At 69.9% G+C, this 18,222-nt stretch carries 17 protein-coding genes; 11 read left to right on the plus strand and 6 right to left on the minus strand.

Features of this window, described 5'->3' with window-relative positions; translation table 11 throughout:
• The first annotated feature begins 75 nt into the window (after nucleotides 1–75).
• Entirely contained in the window at nucleotides 76–1,299 is a 1,224-nt protein-coding gene (locus tag SAZ01S_RS16725; protein WP_084583424.1) for an SGNH/GDSL hydrolase family protein, read from the plus strand.
• On the opposite strand, the gene SAZ01S_RS16730 is transcribed toward SAZ01S_RS16725, so the two are convergent.
• Entirely contained in the window at nucleotides 1,296–2,366 is a 1,071-nt protein-coding gene (locus SAZ01S_RS16730) for a PA0069 family radical SAM protein (protein WP_084583425.1), read from the minus strand. The two genes, SAZ01S_RS16725 and SAZ01S_RS16730, sit on opposite strands and share 4 nt — an antisense overlap.
• A gap of 56 nt (nucleotides 2,367–2,422) precedes the next feature.
• Here SAZ01S_RS16730 and SAZ01S_RS16735 point away from each other — a divergent pair, with 56 nt between their 5' ends.
• Nucleotides 2,423–2,758: a VOC family protein gene (locus SAZ01S_RS16735; RefSeq protein ID WP_084583458.1), complete on the plus strand. Its 336-nt coding sequence runs from the start codon at nucleotides 2,423–2,425 to the stop codon at nucleotides 2,756–2,758.
• 199 nt (nucleotides 2,759–2,957) lie between these two features.
• On the opposite strand, the gene moaB is transcribed toward SAZ01S_RS16735, so the two are convergent.
• From moaB to SAZ01S_RS16750, 3 genes are read right to left on the minus strand one after another with little or no spacing between them, the layout of a single operon-like run.
• A complete protein-coding gene (moaB, locus tag SAZ01S_RS16740) occupies nucleotides 2,958–3,485 on the minus strand; it encodes a molybdenum cofactor biosynthesis protein B (protein WP_084583426.1) in 528 nt (175 codons plus the stop codon).
• Nucleotides 3,475–5,388, minus strand: a complete 1,914-nt coding sequence (locus tag SAZ01S_RS16745; protein WP_084583427.1) for a lytic transglycosylase domain-containing protein — start codon at nucleotides 5,386–5,388, stop codon at nucleotides 3,475–3,477. The genes moaB and SAZ01S_RS16745 overlap by 11 nt, the downstream gene beginning before the upstream one ends.
• Nucleotides 5,385–6,113, minus strand: a complete 729-nt coding sequence (locus SAZ01S_RS16750) for a uracil-DNA glycosylase family protein (protein WP_245824961.1) — start codon at nucleotides 6,111–6,113, stop codon at nucleotides 5,385–5,387. Before SAZ01S_RS16750 ends, SAZ01S_RS16745 begins: the two co-directional genes overlap by 4 nt.
• Nucleotides 6,114–6,234: 121 nt before the next feature.
• Between SAZ01S_RS16750 and SAZ01S_RS16755 the strand changes: the two genes are divergently transcribed.
• The 9 genes from SAZ01S_RS16755 to SAZ01S_RS16795 all read left to right on the plus strand — a co-directional run bounded on the left by SAZ01S_RS16755 (nucleotide 6,235) and on the right by SAZ01S_RS16795 (nucleotide 16,576).
• Nucleotides 6,235–7,887 carry an electron transfer flavoprotein-ubiquinone oxidoreductase gene (locus SAZ01S_RS16755; RefSeq protein WP_084583429.1) on the plus strand — a complete coding sequence of 551 codons (1,653 nt, stop codon included), beginning with the start codon at nucleotides 6,235–6,237 and terminating at the stop codon, nucleotides 7,885–7,887.
• Nucleotides 7,862–9,457 (plus strand): tetratricopeptide repeat protein, encoded by a 1,596-nt coding sequence (locus SAZ01S_RS16760; protein WP_245824963.1) that lies wholly within the window; start codon nucleotides 7,862–7,864, stop codon nucleotides 9,455–9,457. The genes SAZ01S_RS16755 and SAZ01S_RS16760 overlap by 26 nt, the downstream gene beginning before the upstream one ends.
• Nucleotides 9,458–9,476: 19 nt before the next feature.
• Nucleotides 9,477–10,313, plus strand: coding sequence for a 4-(cytidine 5'-diphospho)-2-C-methyl-D-erythritol kinase (locus SAZ01S_RS16765; protein ID WP_084583430.1), 837 nt, complete (start codon nucleotides 9,477–9,479; stop codon nucleotides 10,311–10,313).
• A 158-nt stretch (nucleotides 10,314–10,471) separates the two neighbouring features.
• Nucleotides 10,472–11,206 carry an enoyl-CoA hydratase/isomerase family protein gene (locus tag SAZ01S_RS16770; protein WP_084583431.1) on the plus strand — a complete coding sequence of 245 codons (735 nt, stop codon included), beginning with the start codon at nucleotides 10,472–10,474 and terminating at the stop codon, nucleotides 11,204–11,206.
• Nucleotides 11,203–11,934: an N-formylglutamate amidohydrolase gene (locus SAZ01S_RS16775; RefSeq protein ID WP_084583432.1), complete on the plus strand. Its 732-nt coding sequence runs from the start codon at nucleotides 11,203–11,205 to the stop codon at nucleotides 11,932–11,934. Before SAZ01S_RS16770 ends, SAZ01S_RS16775 begins: the two co-directional genes overlap by 4 nt.
• Nucleotides 11,935–11,945: 11 nt before the next feature.
• Nucleotides 11,946–13,667 carry a dihydroxy-acid dehydratase gene (gene ilvD, locus SAZ01S_RS16780; protein ID WP_084583433.1) on the plus strand — a complete coding sequence of 574 codons (1,722 nt, stop codon included), beginning with the start codon at nucleotides 11,946–11,948 and terminating at the stop codon, nucleotides 13,665–13,667.
• On the plus strand, nucleotides 13,648–13,989 hold the full coding sequence (locus SAZ01S_RS16785) for a hypothetical protein (protein WP_245824965.1): 342 nt from the start codon (nucleotides 13,648–13,650) through the stop codon (nucleotides 13,987–13,989). Before ilvD ends, SAZ01S_RS16785 begins: the two co-directional genes overlap by 20 nt.
• Nucleotides 13,986–15,389: an NAD(P)H-hydrate dehydratase gene (locus tag SAZ01S_RS16790; protein ID WP_084583434.1), complete on the plus strand. Its 1,404-nt coding sequence runs from the start codon at nucleotides 13,986–13,988 to the stop codon at nucleotides 15,387–15,389. Before SAZ01S_RS16785 ends, SAZ01S_RS16790 begins: the two co-directional genes overlap by 4 nt.
• Nucleotides 15,386–16,576 (plus strand): class I SAM-dependent RNA methyltransferase, encoded by a 1,191-nt coding sequence (locus SAZ01S_RS16795; protein ID WP_174596140.1) that lies wholly within the window; start codon nucleotides 15,386–15,388, stop codon nucleotides 16,574–16,576. Before SAZ01S_RS16790 ends, SAZ01S_RS16795 begins: the two co-directional genes overlap by 4 nt.
• Here the strand turns inward: SAZ01S_RS16795 and truA are convergent.
• On the minus strand, nucleotides 16,566–17,312 hold the full coding sequence (truA, locus tag SAZ01S_RS16800; protein ID WP_084583436.1) for a tRNA pseudouridine(38-40) synthase TruA: 747 nt from the start codon (nucleotides 17,310–17,312) through the stop codon (nucleotides 16,566–16,568). The genes SAZ01S_RS16795 and truA overlap by 11 nt on opposite strands.
• Nucleotides 17,309–18,211 carry a methionyl-tRNA formyltransferase gene (gene fmt, locus SAZ01S_RS16805; RefSeq protein ID WP_084583437.1) on the minus strand — a complete coding sequence of 301 codons (903 nt, stop codon included), beginning with the start codon at nucleotides 18,209–18,211 and terminating at the stop codon, nucleotides 17,309–17,311. The genes truA and fmt overlap by 4 nt, the downstream gene beginning before the upstream one ends.
• Nucleotides 18,212–18,222 lie beyond the last annotated feature (11 nt).

Consider the following 18,222-nt stretch of genomic DNA (forward strand, 5'->3'; position numbering starts at 1 on the left):
CCCGTTAGTCCGGCACGCTTGCCCTATCGCGGCGCGCTACTATGGTACCGCTATCAGATGGTTAGGAGAGGGTGGATGGCGAAGATGATGCGCTGGATCGCGCTGGGGCTGCTCACGGCGGCCACGGCGCAGGCGGCGCCGGGGGATCGCTGGACGACCGCCTGGTGGACCTCGCAACTCGCGCTCGACGGACCCAACGCCCTGGCGCCTGCGGACCTGACCGACGCGACGCTGCGCCAGGTGGTCCGCCTGCAGGGCCCCGCCACGCGGCTGCGGGTGCGCTTGTCCAACCGCTTCGGCACCAGCCCGCTGACCATCGATGGCGCGACGATCGCGCGTGCGGTGGATGCCGCCAGCCCGCGCATCGATGCGGCGACGCTGCGCCCGCTGCGTTTCGGCGGCGCGACGGTGGTGACGATCCCGGTGGGCGCCGATTACTGGAGCGATCCGGTGGACTTCAAGAGCCAGGCCGGGGCCGATCTCGCCATCTCGCTCTACCTCGCCCAGCCGCCGGCGCAGCAGACCGGCCATCCGGGTTCGCGCGCGACCTCCTATCTCGTCCATGGCAACCACAGCGCCGATCCGGACCTGGCCGGCGCCAAGACGGTCGATCACTGGTTCCAGATCGCCGGCATCGAGGCCGTGGCGCCCAAGGCCCGCGCGATCGTGGCGTTCGGCGACTCGATCACCGACGGCTATGGCGTGAAGCCCAACACCAATGCGCGCTGGACCGACGCGCTCCAGCGCCGGCTACGGGCTGCGCCGGGCATGGCCGAGGTGGCGGTGCTCAACGCCGGGATTGGCGGCAATCGGCTGCTCAACGATGGGCTTGGACCGAACGCGCTGGCGCGGTTCGACCATGACGTCATCGGCCAGCCGGGCGTGACGCACCTGATCGTGCTGGAAGGCGTCAACGATCTCGGCACGCTGACCCGCGAGGCGCCGGTGCCGGCAGCGGCGCACACGGCTTTGGTCGCGCGGATGATCGACGCCTATCGCCAGATCGTCGCGCGCGCCCATGCTCGCGGGATCAAGGCGATCGGCGCGACGATCATGCCCTATGCCGGTTCGGGCTATTACCACCCCGATGCCCAGAACGAGGCCGATCGCCAGGCGGTCAACCGCTGGATCCGCACGCCGGGCAATTTCGACGCGGTGATCGATTTCGACGCGGCGATGCGCGATCCGGCCGATCCCAAGCGGCTGCGCAAGGACTATGACAGCGGCGATGGGCTGCATCCGTCAATCGCCGGCTATGCGGCGATGGCGGGTGCGGTCCCGCTGGCGCTGCTGCGCTAGAACAGCTCCCCCTGCGGCCCCGCCGGCGGGCGGAACAGGTCGGTGCGCAGCCGCATCCGCTCGCCGTCCAGCCCATAGCGCTTCACCGCGCGGATGAAGCGGGTGTGCAGCAGCGCCGCCCACGGCCCTTGGCCGCGCATGCGGGTGAAGAAGCCGGGATCATTGTCCTTGCCGCCGCGGATCGACTGGATCGTCGCCATCACCTTGCCGGCGCGATCGGGGAAATGCGCGTCGAGCCAGGCGCGGAACAGCGGGGCAACTTCCCAGGGGAGGCGCACCGGCAGGAAGAAGGCGCCGCGCGCGCCCGCTTCCGCGGCGCGTTCGAGGATATGCTCCATCTCGTGATCGGTGACGTGCGGGATCACCGGCGACATCGAGACGAACACCGGCACGCCTGCATCGCTGAGCGTGCGGATCGCCGCCAGTCGGCGCTCGGGATGCGGCGCGCGGGGCTCCACCGTCATCGCGATCTTGGGGTCGAGAGAGGTGACCGACAGCATCACCGCCGCCAGCCCCTGCGCTGCCATGGGAGCGAGCAGGTCGAGGTCTTTCACCACACGGTTCGACTTGGTGGTGATCGTCACCGGGTGGCGGCATTCGGCGAGCAGTTCGAGGCACCCACGGGTGATCCGCCAGGTCGATTCGATCGGCTGATAGGGATCGGTATTGGTGCCGAACGCGATCGGCTTGCAGACATAGCCGCGCTTGCCGAGTTCGGCGCGGAGCAGCTCGGGCGCGGTCGGCTTGACGAACAACTTGCTCTCGAAATCCAGGCCGGGGGAGAGGTCGAGATAGGCATGGCTCGGCCGGGCGAAGCAATAGATGCAGCCATGCTCGCAGCCGCGATAGGGGTTCACCGATTGCTCGAAGCTGATGTCGGGCGACTGGTTGCGGCTGATGATCGTGCGCGGAGTTTCTACTGTCACCGTGGTGCGGAGCGGCGGCGGGGCACCGTCGATCGCCTCCTGCGCGTCGAGCCAGTCGCCGTCGGCCTCGCTGGCGGGGAGGTTGAAGCGCGCGCTCGCGTCGTTGAACGTGGCGCCGCGGACGGGGCGACTCTTTGCCATTGCTCAATGCTAGGCCGAGCGATAGAACGAAGCAAGAACATTGAGGAGAATGGATGATGGCGCGGCTGAACTATCTCGAACTGCCTGCGGGTGACGTGGGCGCGCTCAAGGGCTTTTACGGCGCGGTGTTCGACTGGCAGTTCACCGATTTCGGGCCGAGCTATGCGGCGACGATGAGCGGGGATACCGATGTCGGGATCGACGGCGATGCGCAGGGGCGGACCCAGCTGCTGCCGGTGATCGCGGTGGAGGATCTGGAGGCGACTCTGGCGGCGGTGGAAGCGGCGGGGGGTGTCGTGACGGTGCCGATCTTTTCGTTTCCCGGTGGCCGGCGGTTCCACTTCCGCGATCAGCAGGGGCATGAGCTGGCGGCGTGGGTGATGGAGGAGTGACCGCAGTTCCCTCGTTGGAGAGGAAGGGACTTCGCGTATCGCCAATCCACCGTCATTCCCGCGAAGGCGGGAATCCATTCGCCTGTGCGTTTCGGGGAAGGAACCGCGGGTTTAGCGCCAATGGATCCCCGCCTTCGCGGGGATGACGTGCTATCTGTGGAAGAGCGGTAGCAGCTTGTCCGTACGCGATGAGACGTGCTTACCGCTCCTGCAGCCGTCCCATCAGCTCGACGAAGTTGCAGGGCTTGTGGCGGATGTCGAGCTGGGTGGCGAGGATGCCGTCCCAGGCGTCGGTGACCGCGCCGGTCGAGCCCGGCAGCGCGAAGATATAGGTGCCGCGGGCGACCCCGGCAGTGGCGCGCGACTGGATCGTCGAGGTGCCGATCTTGGCGTAGCTGAGCCAGCGGAACAGCTCGCCGAAGCCGGGGATTTCCTTGTCCCACACCCGGGCGAGCGCCTCGGGCGTCACGTCGCGTCCGGTCACGCCGGTGCCGCCGGTAGCGAGGATCACCTCGACGCCGGGTGCGGCGATCCACGCCTCGAACTGCGCCGCGATCGCGTCGACATCGTCGCGCAGGATCGCGCGGTCGCTGAGCAGATGGCCCGCCTCGGTCAGCCGCTCGACGAGCCGGTCGCCCGAGCGGTCTTCGGCGAGGGTGCGGGTGTCGGAGACGGTGAGAACGGCGATGCGGACGGGGCGGAAGGCGATGCTCTCGTCAATTGCCACGCGCGACCTCGCTCGGCAGCTTGGCGGCGCTGATCGCCACGCTGGCGCCGGTAGCCGGAAGTTGGAACTGCTTCTGGATCGGCGAGGGCTCCACCGGTTGCGGCGCCGGGAAGGTCAGCGCCGGCGCACGCCGGGTGTTGAGCTTGACCGCCTTGGCGCCCGGCAGCCCCGGGAAGCGCGGCCACATGCCGCCCGCCAGCGCGACGCGGCTGGGCGAGGGCTTGCCGTCGTGCAGCTCGTACATCCAGTAGTTGCGCAGCACCGTGATGACGTAGCCGCGCGTTTCCCAATAGGGGATGCTCTCGATATAGAGCAGCGGATCGCCGCCGTCCCGCGAGGCCTGGTTCCAGGCATCGACCGGGCTGGGACCGGCATTGTACGCCGCGATCACCTTGGGCAGCAGCCCTTGGGTCTGCGGCATGTCGCGCAGCTGCTCGAGATAGGACTGGCCGATCTCCATGTTGACCGAGGGCTTGGTCAGGTCGCTGGCGGCATAGGTAACACCGCGACGGCGGCCCACGTCGATCGCGGCACCTGTCTTCACCTGCATCAGCCCCATCGCGCCGGCGGCGCTGCGCACCTCGGTGCGGAAGTTCGATTCCTGCAGCGTGTGGGCGAAGACCAGCGAGCGGTCGACGCGCCAGCCGCCGTCGGGCGACCAGTTCGGCACCGGATAGCGCGCCTCGACGATCGGCTTGGCGCCGGCCGGGCCATTGTGCGCGAGCCACAGCTCGGTCTGGGGCAGGCTCAGCTCGGCGGCGAGGCGGGTGAGCGCGCCGTGATCGTCGGGCGTGCAGAACTTGGCCTGGTGGCGCAGCACCTGGTCGGCAAGCCCGGTCTCGCCGATCTCGGCCAGCGCGGCGGCGACACGGATATTCGGGCGACGCTCGAGCGCAGCCCAGTCCTTGTTGACCATCCGGTCGCCCTCAAGCCGCTTTTCTTCGAGGCCGAGGCTCGAGCGGGCGAGTAGGCCGTAGAAGGTCTCGCCATATTGGCTGGCGGCGCGCAGCTTGGCGGCGACGCGATCGGGGCGGCCGCATGCCATTTCGGCGCGCGAGCCCCAGAACAGGCCGGCGGCGCGCAGTTCGGTATCACCGGCGCGGGTGGCGACGCGCTCGAAGGCAGCGGTGGCGCCAGCGCAATCCTGCTGGCGCCAGGCGGCGAGACCGTCGGCCCAATCGGCCTGCGCGGCCCATTCGCCCAGGCCCTGCTCGGCCTTGGCGGCCATGCGGCGAGCATTGGCATCGTCGCCGGCGACATAATAGATCCAGGCGACCTTCTGCTGCCACTCGGTCAGCGCCTCGGGCGTCAGGTCGTTGGCGAAGCGGGCGACCACCGCCTCGGCGGCGGGGCCGTTGTCCGTCTTCACATAGGGCGCCATCAGGATCGCGACTTCGGTCGCGGCATTGTCGCTGCGGATCGAGCGGGCGCGCTTGCGGATCGGGGCGCCGTCGAACCAGATCAGCCGCTGGGCGACCGGCAGCATCGGCAGATCGCTGACGCCGCGCGTCTTGGCGAGGCGGACGAGTTGTTCGGCCTGGGGCAGCTCCGGCGCTTCGGTGATCAGCGCGACCAGCTGGTCGGCTTCGACGCGGGGCGAGCCCTTGGCGGTGTAGAGCTGGGCGCGGGCGATCGCATGGAGCGGGCCCGGCTTCATCGAATCGAGCTTGATCTGCGCGTCCGCCCAGCGGCCGTTGCGGATCGCGTCGAAGACAAAGCGGTAATCGGCGCGCTGATCGGCATCGAGCTGGGGCGGGATGCCGTCGCCCTTGTGCTTGGCGGCGGGGGTAGGGGCGTCCTCGTCGATGACCGCGGGGCTGGTGTCGTCGGGCAACGCGGCCAGGGCCGGCGTGGCGATCGGCGCCGTCATCAGCGTGGCGGCAAGCAGGATGCGCAAGGTCAAAGGCTCGGTCCCCGGCTCAGCAGCAACAGATGTTTCCAGGTTTCGCTCTTGGCGGCCGGGCGCTCGATCAGCGAGCGCGGATGATAGGTCGCCACCACCTGGGTTGTCGTCTCGTAGCGGTTAACGTCATGCAAACGAAGTTCCGGTGGCCAAGCTTCCGGCCCGAGAACGGCACGTGTCGCCGCATGACCGAGCAGCAGCAGCTTGGTCGGCTGCACGAGCGACAGGAAATGATGGGCCAGTTCGACCAGCTTCGGCGCTGCGTCGGCCGGGAGTTGCCCGGTCAGCGGGCGGGCGAAGCACAGCGGCACCAGCTGCACCGAGTCGCGAGAGAGCCCCACGGCCGCCAGCATCCGGTCGAGCAGCGCGCCGGCCGGACCGCTCCACAGCGTCTCGCGATCTTCCGGCTCGGGCATGTCGACGAAAATCGTCCACGCGGCCTCGGCGGCGATCACGGGTGTGATGAATGGCGTGTGCCACCCGGCTTCGGGCGCGGCTTCGCCCGTGCGCCAGGCAATCAGTTCGGGCAGCGTCTGAGGTAGCGTGGCCGGTGCGGCCGCTACGGCAGGCGCGGGCTGCGGCTCGGCGCGGAGGGGCGCGGGCTTGGCGAACCAGTCGCGCACCTCGTCCTCGACGAGCATGTCCACCCCGGCGGCATCCCACCAGTCGAGCGCGCTCGCGATCGTGTCGCGCCAGCTATTGTGTGGTTCCGCCCCCATACCCATCCTTTGAATCCCTGTTGACGCCGGGGTCAATCTGGCTTCATCGCCGGATAGACGGAACGTTGCGCGCGCGCGACGAGTGTGATCCGGGTCGCGGCAAAACGAAGGACTTAGGGGAAGAAGGATGAGCGAACGGGAGTCAATGCCCTATGACGTCGTGATCGTCGGCGCAGGGCCTGCCGGGCTTTCCGCGGCGATCCGGCTCAAGCAGCTGGCGAACGATGCGGGTGCCGAGCTCTCGGTGTGCGTGCTGGAAAAGGGCTCCGAAGTGGGCGCCCATATCCTCTCCGGCGCGGTGGTCGACCCCAAGTCGCTTGACGAGTTGCTGCCGAGCTGGCGCGACGAGGGATGTCCGCTGGCGCGCACGCCGGTGACCGAGAACCATCACTGGGTGCTGAGCGAGACGGGCAAGTCGGCCTATCCCGAATTCCTCACGCCGCCCTATCTGCACAACAAGGGCACCTATACCGGCAGCCTCGGCAATCTTTGCCGCTGGATGGCGGAGAAGGCGGGCGAACTGGGCGTCGAGATCTTCCCCGGCTTCGCCGCCGCCGAAGTGCTCTACAACGACGACGGCAGCGTGAAGGGCGTCGCCACCGGCGACATGGGCGTCGCCAAGGACGGCGAGCACAAGCCGGACTATCAGCCGGGCCTGGAGATCCACGCCAAATACACCTTCCTCTCGGAGGGCTGCCGCGGGCATCTTTCGAAGCAGATGATCCGCCAGTTCGACCTGGACGCCGAGAGCCAGCCCCAGGTTTACGGCATCGGTATCAAGGAATTGTGGGACATCGATCCCGCCAAGCATGTGCCCGGCCGGGTGATCCACACCCAGGGCTGGCCGCTGACCGATGGCAGCAATGGCGGCGGGTTCCTCTACCATCAGGCGGACGGGCAGGTCGCGCTCGGGTTCGTGGTGTGGCTCGGGTACAAGAATCCGTGGCTCTCGCCCTTCCAGGAAATGCAGCGCTGGAAGACCCATCCTGAGATCGCCGAGCTGCTGAAGGGCGGCAAGCGCGTCTCCTATGGTGCGCGGGCGATTTCCGACGGCGGCTGGCAGTCGGTGCCGAAGCTGGTCGCGCCCGGCCTCGCGCTGATCGGCGATTCCGCCGGCTTCCTCAACGTGCCGCGGATCAAGGGCACCCACACCGCGATGAAGAGCGGGATGATGGCGGCCGAGGCGGCGTTCGCGGCAATCCAGGCGGGCCGCTCCGGCGACGAACTGACCGCCTACCCGCAGGCGTACGAGGCGAGCTGGGTCTACAAGGAGCTGCGCGGCGTCCGCAACGTGGCGCCCTTGGTCAAGAAGTTCGGCGACACCTGGGGTACGCTGCTCGCAGGGGCGGCGATGTGGAGCGAGCATCTGGGGCTGCGCTGGCCGATCACGATGAAGCACAAGCCCGACAATGAGGGGCTGCTGCGCGCCGACCAGGCGCCCAAGATCGACTATCCCAAGCCCGACGGCGTGCTCACCTTCGATCGACTCTCCTCGGTGTTCGTCTCGAACACCAACCATGAGGAGGACCAGCCGGTCCATCTGACGCTCAAGGACAAGGATATCCCGATCGGCTACAATCTTCCGATGTACGCCGAGCCTGCGCAGCGTTATTGTCCGGCCGGCGTGTATGAAGTCGTAGGGGAAGGCGATGATCTGCGGTTCCAGATCAACGCGCAGAATTGCGTGCACTGCAAGACCTGCGACATCAAGGATCCCACCCAGAACATCAACTGGGTGGTGCCCGAAGGTGGCGGTGGCCCCAATTATCCGAACATGTAGCACCGGTATCGCGCTGCTGCTGGCCGCGTTCCACGCGGTTCCGGCGGCGGCGCAGCCCGCCGATCTCGCCGATTATGTCCGTGCGCGTGCCGCCGATGCGGCAGGGGCGGCGACCCTGGCGGCGCAGGGCTATGGCCGCGCGCTGGCGGCAACCCCCGACGATCCGGTGATCGCGCTGCGCGCCTATCGCCAGGCGCTGATGGCGGGCGATGTCGCGCTCGCGTCGCGGGCCACGGCCGTGATGGAGAAGGCCGGCGTTGCGCCGCCCGATGCCGCGCTGTTCGACATGGCGGTCGCGCTCGCCGCCGGCGATCAACCGCACGCCGCCGATGCGGTGAAGCGGTTGAAGGGCACGCCGTTCGATTTCCTGATGCCGGTCCTCACCGCCTGGCTGGCGCAGGCACGCGGGCTGGACGGGGTGGCGGTGCTCGACGGACTGGAGCTGGGGGCGCTCGCCCGCCGCTATGCCGGCACGCAGCGCGCCTTGATGCTGATGGCGCAGGGCAAGGGCGATTCCGCCGCGGTCGGCGCGATCGCGGCGCTGGCCGGCGATGGCGACGCGGACGCGCGGATCGATCTTGCCGTGGTGCGCGGGCGCGAGGGGCATGCCCTGCTGGCGGGTGGCGGCCCGGAGCTGGAGGCAGTGGCGCGCCGGCTCGATGCCCCGCAGCCGGTGACGATCCGTTACAGTCTCTCCCGTCTGTTTCGCGCGATGGCGAGCGATCTCGCCGGCGACCGGCTGGCGACGCTGACGATCGTGCTCAGCCGCTGTGCGCTGATCCTCGATCCCGGCGAGGAACGGGCGCGCATCGTGCTCGCCCAGGCGGTGGACGGTGCCGGGGCGGCGGATCTGGCGCTGCAGACGCTCGCCGTCATCCCCAAGGACAGCCCGTTCGCCCGCCGCGCCGCTGGCGTGCGGGTGACGGTGCTGCAGGACAGGGGCCGTACCGATGCTGCGCTTGCGGACGCCCGTGCGCTTGCCGAGGATCGCCGCGCCACCGTGCTGGAGGTGGAGCGCTACGCCCAGCTGCTTGGCGATACCGGACGCTATGACGCGGCGGCGCGCGTCTATGCCGATGCCTTGCGGCGCGGCGGCGAGGGCGATGCCGATCTTCATCTCGATCGCGGCGTGGCGCTGGAGCGGGCCGGACGCTGGGACCAGGCGCTGCCGGAACTGCGCAGGGCCGCCGATCTCGCGCCGAACCGGGCCGAGCCGTTGCGCACGCTGGGCGTCGCGCTGATCGCGCATGGCGGCGACGGCGTCGAGGCGTTGCGGCTGCTCGAGCGCGCCCGGCGGCTGGCGCCCGAGGATGCCGAAGTCGCCGACGCGCTGGGCTGGGCCTATGTCCAGCAGGGTGAGACGGCGCGTGGCGTGCCGCTGCTCGAGGCGGCGACGCGCAGCGATCCGGCAGGAACCGTCGCCAACGAGCATCTCGGCGACGCCTATTGGCGGCTGGGGCGGACCTTCGAGGCGCGCTATGCCTGGCAGGCGGCGGCGCTGCATGCCGCGCCCGTTGACGCTGCGCGGATCGCCCGCAAGCTCGACGAGGGGCTGACGGGCACCTCCTGAACGCGCTAGGAGCGCGGCGATGTCCGATCTTCGTACCGTTGCCGAGCCCGCGCCGGCCAAGCTCAACCTCGCGCTCCACGTCCGCCACCGTCGGCCGGATGGCTATCACGAGCTGGAGACGCTGTTCGCCTTTGTCGAGCATGGCGATAGGGTGCGGGTGGCGACCGCCGAGACCGACAGCTTCGCGCTGACCGGCCCGTTTGCCGCGACGCTTGCGGGCGAGGGCGACAATCTGGTGACGCGCGCGGCGGCGCGGTTTGGCGCGGCGTTCGGTGGGGGCCCGCACGCGATCACGCTCGACAAGCATTTGCCGGTCGCCTCCGGCATCGGCGGCGGCTCGGCCGATGCGGCAGCGACCTTGCGGGCGTTGGCGACGCTGCACGATGTCGCGCACGACGATCCGCGCCTGTTCGCCATCGCCGATGGGCTGGGTTCGGACGTGCCCGCCTGCCTGCTCGGGCGCACCGCGCTCGGCCGTGGGCGGGGCGAGCAGCTCGCGCCGGTCGAGGGGCTTGCCGGCACGCCGGTGCTGCTGGTGAACCCCGGCGTGGCGGTGTCGACCGCCGCGGTGTTCCGCGGCTGGGACGGGGTGGATCGCGGGCCGATCGGAACCGGCGACCTGCTTGCGGTTGCCCGGGCGGGCCGCAACGATCTTGAGCCGCCCGCGCGCGCACTGGCGCCGGCGATCGATTCAGTGCTGGCGGCGCTCGCCGCATGCCCGGGCGCGCTCCTCGCGCGGATGTCGGGATCGGGGGCAACCTGCTTCGCGCTGTTCGAGAGCGCGGCGGCGCGCGATGCCGCTGCCGAGGGGCTCAGCGACACCGGCTGGTGGTGCGCGGCGACCCGATTGCGTTGATGTGCTAAGCGAATCTTTACCGTTTCGCGACAGAATTGCGTCGGCGGATCACACGCGACGCGAACGTCCGCCCTTGGCCCGCGGGTGCGCTCCTCCATCGGGAGTCCACCCGCGCGCCATCGCGTGACTTGCCCGCCCGGATCGGGCACAGCCCTGCCATGATCGAAGTTCATTGGGATGGGCCGGTCGCCACGATCGCGCTTGCACGCGGCGGAGCCCGCAACGCCGTATCCATTGCCGGCTGGCTGGCGCTGGCCGCTGCTGCCGGGCAGGTCGGCGCGGCGCGGGCGGTGGTGCTCCGCTCCGATATGCCGGGGGTGTTTTCTGCCGGTGCAGACATAGGCGAATTTCCCGCGCTGCAAGCCGAGCCCGCGGCGCGTCGCCATTTCCGATCGTCGATGCGCGCCGGCATTGAGGCGGTCGCCGCGTTGCCGATGCCGGTGATCGCCGCGATCGACGGGGGCTGCTTCGGCGCTGCGGTGGCGTTGATCCTTGCCGCCGATCTGCGGATCGCCGGCGATGGCGCGCAGTTCGCGGTCACGCCCGCGCGGCTCGGCATCGGCTATCCGCGCGAGGACGTGGCGCGGCTTTCCGCGCAGGTCGGGCGGGGGCGGGCCGGCGAACTGCTGTTCACCGGCGAGGCGATCGATGCCGATGCGGCCGCGCGGATCGGCCTCGTCGAACGGCGCGCGCCCGAGGCCGGCGATGCCGCGAACGCGCTCGCGCAACGCATCGCCGAGAATGCGCCCGCCGCTATTCGCCAGCTCAAGCGCGCGCTCCGCCAGCCGGACGATGCCGCGCTCGATACCGCGTTCGAGGCGGCGTTCGGCGGCGACGAACTCGCCGAAGGCCTGGCCGCCTTCCAGGCGCGTCGGCGGCCGGTGTTCGGATGAGCGTCGCCGAGGTCCTGGCCGGCGGCGCGCAGGACGTGCTGCTGCTGTGCGACCATGCCTCGAACGCGGTGCCCGCCGATATCGATCTCGGCGTCGACCCCGCGCTGCTCGACCTGCACATCGCCATCGACATCGGCGCGGCCGAGGTGACGCGGGCGTTGGCCGCCCGCCTCGATGCGCCGGCGATCCTCGCCACCGTCTCGCGGCTGGTGATCGATCTCCACCGCGAGCCCGACCATGCCGGGCTGATCCCGCACCGGACCGACGGACATTGGATCCCCGGTAATGACGCGGTCGACCGGGCCGCACGCATCGCTCGGTTCCACGCCCCCTATCACCGGCTGCTGCGCAACGAGGTGCGCCGCCAGCGGCCGGCACTGATCCTGTCGATCCACAGCTTCACGCCGTGCCTGGAGCATGGCGGCACGCCGCGCCCTTGGGAGGTCGGCGTGCTCTACAACCGCGACGCCCGCGCCGCGCGGCCGGCGGTCGACTGGTTCCGTGCGCAGGGGTTGGTGACCGGCGACAACGAACCCTATTCGGGGCGCCTGCTCAACGCGACGCTGAACCGCCATGCCGAGGCACAGGGTATCCCGTCGATCGCCATCGAAATCCGCAACGACCTGATCCGCGACCCCGCCGGCGTCACACGATGGGCCGAGCGGCTGCACGCGCTTGCGCTTTTTCTGCGCAACACTCTTGCGCAAAAGGGTGTTCTCGCGACATAGGCTTGCGCGCCATGACCAACCGATTCGACAAGTCCAAGCTCCCCAGCCGCCACGTCTCCGTGGGGCCCGAGCGCGCGCCGCACCGCAGCTATTACTATGCCATGGGGATTCCCGAAGAGGATATCGCCAAGCCGTTCGTCGCCGTGGCGAGCGCCGGCAACGATAGCGCGCCGTGCAACACCACTCTCGACTTCCAGGCCGATGCTGCCCGCCAGGGCGTGATCGCCAATGGCGGCATGCCGCGCCGGTTCAACACCATCACGGTGACCGACGGCATCGCCATGGGCCATCAGGGGATGAAGTCCTCGCTCGTCAGCCGCGAGGTGATCGCGGACTCGGTGGAGCTCAGCGTGCGCGGCCATTGCTATGACGCGCTGGTCGCCTTCGCGGGCTGCGACAAGTCGCTGCCCGGCATGATGATGGCGATGCTCCGCCTCAACATCCCGTCGATCTTCGTCTATGGCGGCTCGATCCTGCCGGGCCGGTTCGAGGACCGCGACGTTACCGTGGTCGACGTGTTCGAGGCGGTGGGCAAGTTCGCCGCTGGCAACTGTCCGCTCAAGGATCTGACCGCGCTCGAAAAGGTCGCCTGCCCGGGCCACGGCGCGTGCGGCGGCCAGTTCACCGCAAACACCATGGCGTGCGTCGGCGAGGCGATGGGATTGTCCTTGCCGAACAGCAACATGGTGCCGGCGCCCTACAAGAGCCGTGAAGAGATCGCGATTGCCGCCGGCGCGCAGGTGATGAACCTGCTGGAGATGAACCTGCGCCCGCGCGACATCGCGACGCGCGCCGCCTTCATCAACGCCGCGCGCGTGGTCGCGGCGACCGGCGGCTCGACCAACGCCGCGCTGCACCTGCCGGCGATGGCCAACGAGGCGGGTATCGAGTTCGACCTCCATGACGTTGCCGAAGCTTTCAGATCAACGCCTTACATCGCCGACCTGAAACCGGGTGGGAAGTATGTCGCGAAGGACATGCACGCGGCCGGCGGTGTCTACATGCTGATGAAGACGATGCTGGCCAACGGCCTGCTCGACGGCAGCTGCATGACCGTGACCGGCAAGACGCTCGGCGAGAATATCGACCAGGTCACCTGGAACCCCGACCAGAAGGTGATCTACGACGTGAAGACGCCGATCACCCCCACCGGCGGTGTCGTCGGCCTGCGCGGCACGCTGGCGCCCGAGGGCGCGATCGTGAAGGTCGCAGGCATGCACCGGCTCCAGTTCACCGGCCCGGCGCGCGTGTTCGACTGTGAGGAGGATGCCTTCCAGGCGGTGGAGAACCGCCAGATCAACGAAGGGGAGGTCATCATCATCCGCTATGAAGGGCCGAAGGGCGGCCCGGGCATGCGCGAGATGCTCTCGACCACCGCGGCGCTCTACGGTCTCGGCATGGGCGAGAAGGTGGCGCTGATCACCGACGGGCGCTTCTCGGGCGGCACGCGCGGCTTCTGCATCGGCCATGTCGGGCCGGAGGCGGCGGAGGGCGGCCCGATCGCGCTGGTCGAGGACGGTGACATCATCCGCATCGATGCCGAAGCGGGCACCATCGACCTCGACGTTGCCGAGGACGTGCTCGCCGAGCGCCGCGCGCGGTGGCAGCCGCGGGTCAACGACTATCAGTCGGGCGCGCTCTATCGCTATTCGCAGAATGTCGGCCCGGCCTATCAGGGAGCGGTGACGCACCCCGGCGCCAAGGCCGAGCGCCATGTCTACGCGGATATCTAGTCTCGCCCTGCTGCTGGTCCTCGCGGGCTGCGGTGCCGATCCGGCATCGCAGCCCGTTGCGCAGGCCGGCGAGACGATATCCTGCGGGCCGGTCGGCGAGACGCTGCTGCCGGTCTGCACGATCGAGCGCGGCGAGGACGGGCTGCTGATCCTCCACCATCCCGATGGCGGCTTTCGCCGGCTGCGGATCGAGGCCAACACGATTTCGGCTGCGGATGGTGCGGAACTCGCCACCGTCCAGCATCTTGGCGACGCCACCGACGTGACGATCGGCGGGATGCGCTATCGACTCCCGGGCAAGCGCGCTACAGCGGGGCAATGATCCCGCCCGGTGCCCCCATTCTCACCGCCGACGCGATGCGTGCCGCCGAGGAGGCGGTGTTCGCGCGCGGCGTTTCCCAAGACGAGCTGATGGAGCGCGCCGGCGCCGCGGTGGCGCGCGAGGCGGTGCGCTTCGCCGCCGGCCGACCCGTGCTGGTGCTCGCGGGCCCCGGCAACAATGGCGGCGACGCCTATGTCGTTGCACGGCTCTTGCGCGCGGCGGGGCTCGACGTGCTGGTCGCCGCCGCGGGTGCGCCCAAGCCCGGCGCGGCCGAGCGGATGCACGCGCGCTGGGAAGGGGCGACCACCTCGCTCTACGGCGCCCCCGTCCGGCCGGTGGTGATCGACGGACTGTTCGGCATCGGCGTGACCCGACCGCTCGAGCGCAGCATCGCCGCGGTGTTCGCCGAACTGGTCCGCGGCGCCGACTTCACGCTGTCGATCGACCTGCCCTCCGGCATGGACACCGATAGCGGCGCGGACCTCGGCGCTCCGCGCGGGGTGAACGCAACGGTGGCGATGGGCGCGCTCAAGCCTGCGCACGTGCTGGACGAAGGCTTGTCGCGCTGCGGGCATGTGCTGCTCGCCGATATCGGCATCCCGGTCGATGCTGGCTGGCGGACGGTCGCCCGCCCGAGGCTGGCGTCGCCCGGCCCGCAGAGCCACAAGTACAGCCGCGGGCTGGTCGCGGTGGTGGAGGGCGCCATGCCCGGCGCGGGCCGGCTCGCTGCGCGCGCCGCGATGGCAAGCGGGGCGGGCTATGTGATGCTCGCCGGTCCGGAGCCCGCTGGCCCGGCGCCGGATGCCTTGGTGCGCCGGACGATCGACGACGCCGATGACCTTGCCGATTTCCTCGCCGGTGATCGAATCGATGCGGTGGTGCTCGGTCCGGGCCTTGGCCGTGATCGGCGGGCGGAAGCCTTTTTGCGGGCCGGCCTCGCCGCCGAAAAGCCGCTGGTTCTGGACGGCGATGCGCTGAGCCTGCTCGGCACCGGCGCGGCGGCGGCGCTCGCCGCGCGCGAGGCGCCGGTGTGGATCACGCCGCATGCCGGGGAGTTCGACCGGATGTTCGGCGGCAGCGGCAGCAAGATCGACCGCACGCTCGAGGCCGCTGCGGCGAGTGGCGCAACTGTCGTTCACAAGGGCGGCGACACGGTGATCGCGGGACCTGATGGCAGCGTCCGCGTGCACGCCGGCGCATCGCCCTGGCTGTCGACCGCGGGTACCGGCGATGTTCTGGCCGGGGTGCTCGGCGCCCAGATCGGGCAGGGCGCGACCGGGGTGGAGGCGGCGGCCGCGGCGGTCTGGCTGCACGGCCGCGCCGCGCAGCTTGCAGGCCCGGCCTTTTTCGCCGATCAGCTCGTCGCTCAACTGGCGGAAGCGTGTTCGGAATGTCTTTGAGCGAAGTCGAAGTGGTGCGCGTCGCCGCGCGGGGCGATGGGGTGACCAGCGACGGCCGGCACTTCCCGCTCACCGCGCCGGGCGACTGGGTAGGCGAGAATGGCGAGATCCGCCGCGGACCGCATCACCAGCCGCCGCCATGTAGGCATTTCCCGGGCTGCGGCGGCTGCCAGCTCCAGCATCTCGACGATGCGGCGTGGAGCGGCTTCCTTGCCGAGCGCGTGCGCACCGCACTCGCGGCGCAGGGCCTGGAAACCGAGATCCGCACGCCCATGCTCTCGCCGCCGGGCACCCGTCGTCGCGCGACGCTCCATGCCGAGCGGCGCGGCAAGCAGGTGCGGATCGGCTTTACCGAGGCGGGCAGCCACAAGCTGATTGATCTGGCCGAATGCCATGTCCTCGCGCCCGCGCTGTTCGCGCTGCTGGCGCCGCTGCGCCGCCTGTTCGCGACGCTGCTGCCCGATGCGCGCCGGGTGAACGTGCATCTGGCGCTGAGCGACCAGGGGCGCGACGTGCTCGTCGAGGGTATCGATCCCGAGGGCCTGGCGGCGGCGGAAGCGATCACCGCCTTTGCCGAAGCGCAAAAGCTGGCGCGTTTCGCGATCGACGAGGGCTTCGGCCCCACCGCGCGCTGGGAGCCGGTGCCGGTGACGATCACGCTCGGCGGTGTCGCCGTGCCGCTGCCGAGCGGCAGCTTCCTGCAGGCGACGCCCGAGGGTGAGGCGGCGCTGGTGGCGGCGGTCCGCGAGATCGTTGGCGGGGCGGGGACGGTTGCGGATCTGTTCGCCGGGCTCGGCACCTTCACCTTCGCGCTGGACCAGGCGCGGGTCTATGCCGGCGAGGCCGCGCGAGACGCGATCCTGTCACTCAAAACGGCAGCGGGTACGGCGGGGCGGCAGGTCTTCGGCGATCACCGCGATCTGTTCCGGCGCCCGCTCATGGCCGCCGAGCTCGACCGGTTCGATGCGATCGTGCTGGATCCGCCCCGGGCGGGCGCGCGCGAGCAGGCCGGTGAACTGGCCAGCGCCAAGGCGCCGGTGGTGGCCTATGTTTCGTGTAATCCCAGTACCTTCGCGCGGGATGCCGAAATGCTGTGTAAGGGCGGGTATCGGCTCGACTGGGCGCAGCCGGTAGGGCAGTTTCGCTGGTCGACCCATGTCGAAATGGCTGCAAAGTTTAGTCGCTAGGATATTCTGCGCGCAGGAAAAACAAGCCATCGGGCGGGGCGTTTAGCCCCAGGGTCGTGCGATCACGCGCCTCCAGCACGTCGCGTACGTCCTCCGGCGTCCATTTGCCCTGGCCGACCAGCGACAGGCAGCCGACCATCGAGCGCACCTGGTGGTGCAGAAACGACCGCGCCGACGCGAACACGCTGATGCGATCGCCGGTTTCCACCACGTCTAGACGGTCGAGCGTGCGCACCGGGCTCTCCGCCTGGCAGTGCGCCGAGCGGAAGGTGGTGAAGTCGTGGCGGCCCACCAGATACGCCGCGGCCGTTTGCATCGCCGCGGTGTCCAGCGGCCCGGAGAGGCGCCAGGCGAGCCCCTTTTCCCACGTCAACGGGGCGCGGCGGGTTACGATCCGATATTCATAATGACGGCTAAGGCACGAGAATCGCGCATGCCAATCTTCCGGCACCTCCTCGCAGGTGAGGATCGCGACGGGATGCGGGCGGATGCGGGCATTGAGCGCCTCCATCAGCCGGAAGGGCGTGATGGGCTTGGCGATGTCGACATGCGCGCGCATGCCGAGGCCGTGCACGCCCGCGTCGGTGCGGCCGGCGGCATGGACTACCACGTCCTCGCCGGTCACTGCATAGGCCGCGTCCTCGATCGCCTGCTGGACGCTGGGGCCGTGCTCCTGGCGCTGCCAGCCCATGAAGGGGCGGCCGTCGAATTCCACCGTGAGGGCGAAGCGCGTCAAAGCTGGGTTCCTGCCGGAATCGGGAAGCCGCGCAGCAGTTCGGCGACCGTCATCACCCCGCGACCGGCGCGCTGGATCGAGGTTGGGCGGATCGCGCCCTCGCCACAATGGATCAGCAGGTCGTCGCCCACCGTGCCCGGCGGGCCGCTCGCGTCGATCAGATCCGCGGCGTGGATACGGAAGCGTTCGCCATCCAGCTCGAAGAAGGCGCCGGGGGCTGGGTTGAACGCCCGAACGGCGCGCTCGACGTCTACGGCGCTACGGGTGAAATCCAGGCGCGCCTCGGCCTTGTCGATCTTGGCGGCGTAGGTGACGCCTTCCTCGGGCTGCGGCACGGCCGGATACGCGTCGAAGTCGGCGAGAACCTCCACCATCAGCCGCGCGCCCAGCGCGCTCAGCTCCGCGCGCAGGTCGCCCGCCGTCTTCCGATCGATCGGCGTGCGCCCCTCCAGCCGTACCGGCCCGGTATCGAGCCCGGCTTCCATCTGCATGATGCCGACGCCGGTCTCCGCATCGCCGGCGAGGATCGCCCGCTCGATCGGTGCCGCGCCGCGCCAGCGGGGGAGCAGCGAACCATGGACGTTGAGGCACCCCAGCCGCGGCGCCGCTAGCACCGCCCTGGGCAGGATCAGGCCATAGGCCGCGACCACCGCGACATCGGCATCGAGCGCCGCCAGCGCTTCCTGCTCTTCCGCGCCCCTGAGGCTCAGCGGCGTCCGCACCTCGATCCCCAGCGCCTCGGCGCGGGCATGGACCGGGGAGGGCGTCAGCGCCTTGCCGCGCCGGCCGCCGGGGCGCGGCGGCTGGCTGTAGGCGGCGGCGATGTCGTGCCCGGCCTCGACCAGCGCGTCGAGCACCGGCACGGCGAAATCGGGGGTTCCCATGAAGAGGATGCGCATGTGTCTCCTCA

Origin of the sequence: Sphingomonas azotifigens NBRC 15497 (assembly GCF_002091475.1) — a bacterium.
GTDB lineage: Bacteria > Pseudomonadota > Alphaproteobacteria > Sphingomonadales > Sphingomonadaceae > Sphingomonas > Sphingomonas azotifigens.

Excerpts from the sequence above, each read along its gene's own strand:
- SAZ01S_RS16725 (WP_084583424.1), top strand. The coding sequence starts at position 76 with ATGGCGAAGATGATGCGCTGGATCGCGCTGGGGCTGCTCACGGCGGCC.
- SAZ01S_RS16735 (WP_084583458.1), top strand. The coding sequence starts at position 2,423 with ATGGCGCGGCTGAACTATCTCGAACTGCCTGCGGGTGACGTGGGCGCG.
- SAZ01S_RS16790 (WP_084583434.1), top strand. The coding sequence starts at position 13,986 with ATGATCCCGCCCGGTGCCCCCATTCTCACCGCCGACGCGATGCGTGCC.
- SAZ01S_RS16750 (WP_245824961.1), bottom strand. The coding sequence starts at position 6,113 with ATGGGTATGGGGGCGGAACCACACAATAGCTGGCGCGACACGATCGCG.
- SAZ01S_RS16765 (WP_084583430.1), top strand. The coding sequence starts at position 9,477 with ATGTCCGATCTTCGTACCGTTGCCGAGCCCGCGCCGGCCAAGCTCAAC.
- fmt (WP_084583437.1), bottom strand. The coding sequence starts at position 18,211 with ATGCGCATCCTCTTCATGGGAACCCCCGATTTCGCCGTGCCGGTGCTC.
- SAZ01S_RS16775 (WP_084583432.1), top strand. The coding sequence starts at position 11,203 with ATGAGCGTCGCCGAGGTCCTGGCCGGCGGCGCGCAGGACGTGCTGCTG.
- SAZ01S_RS16730 (WP_084583425.1), bottom strand. The coding sequence starts at position 2,366 with ATGGCAAAGAGTCGCCCCGTCCGCGGCGCCACGTTCAACGACGCGAGC.
- SAZ01S_RS16770 (WP_084583431.1), top strand. The coding sequence starts at position 10,472 with ATGATCGAAGTTCATTGGGATGGGCCGGTCGCCACGATCGCGCTTGCA.
- SAZ01S_RS16755 (WP_084583429.1), top strand. The coding sequence starts at position 6,235 with ATGAGCGAACGGGAGTCAATGCCCTATGACGTCGTGATCGTCGGCGCA.
- SAZ01S_RS16785 (WP_245824965.1), top strand. The coding sequence starts at position 13,648 with ATGTCTACGCGGATATCTAGTCTCGCCCTGCTGCTGGTCCTCGCGGGC.
- ilvD (WP_084583433.1), top strand. The coding sequence starts at position 11,946 with ATGACCAACCGATTCGACAAGTCCAAGCTCCCCAGCCGCCACGTCTCC.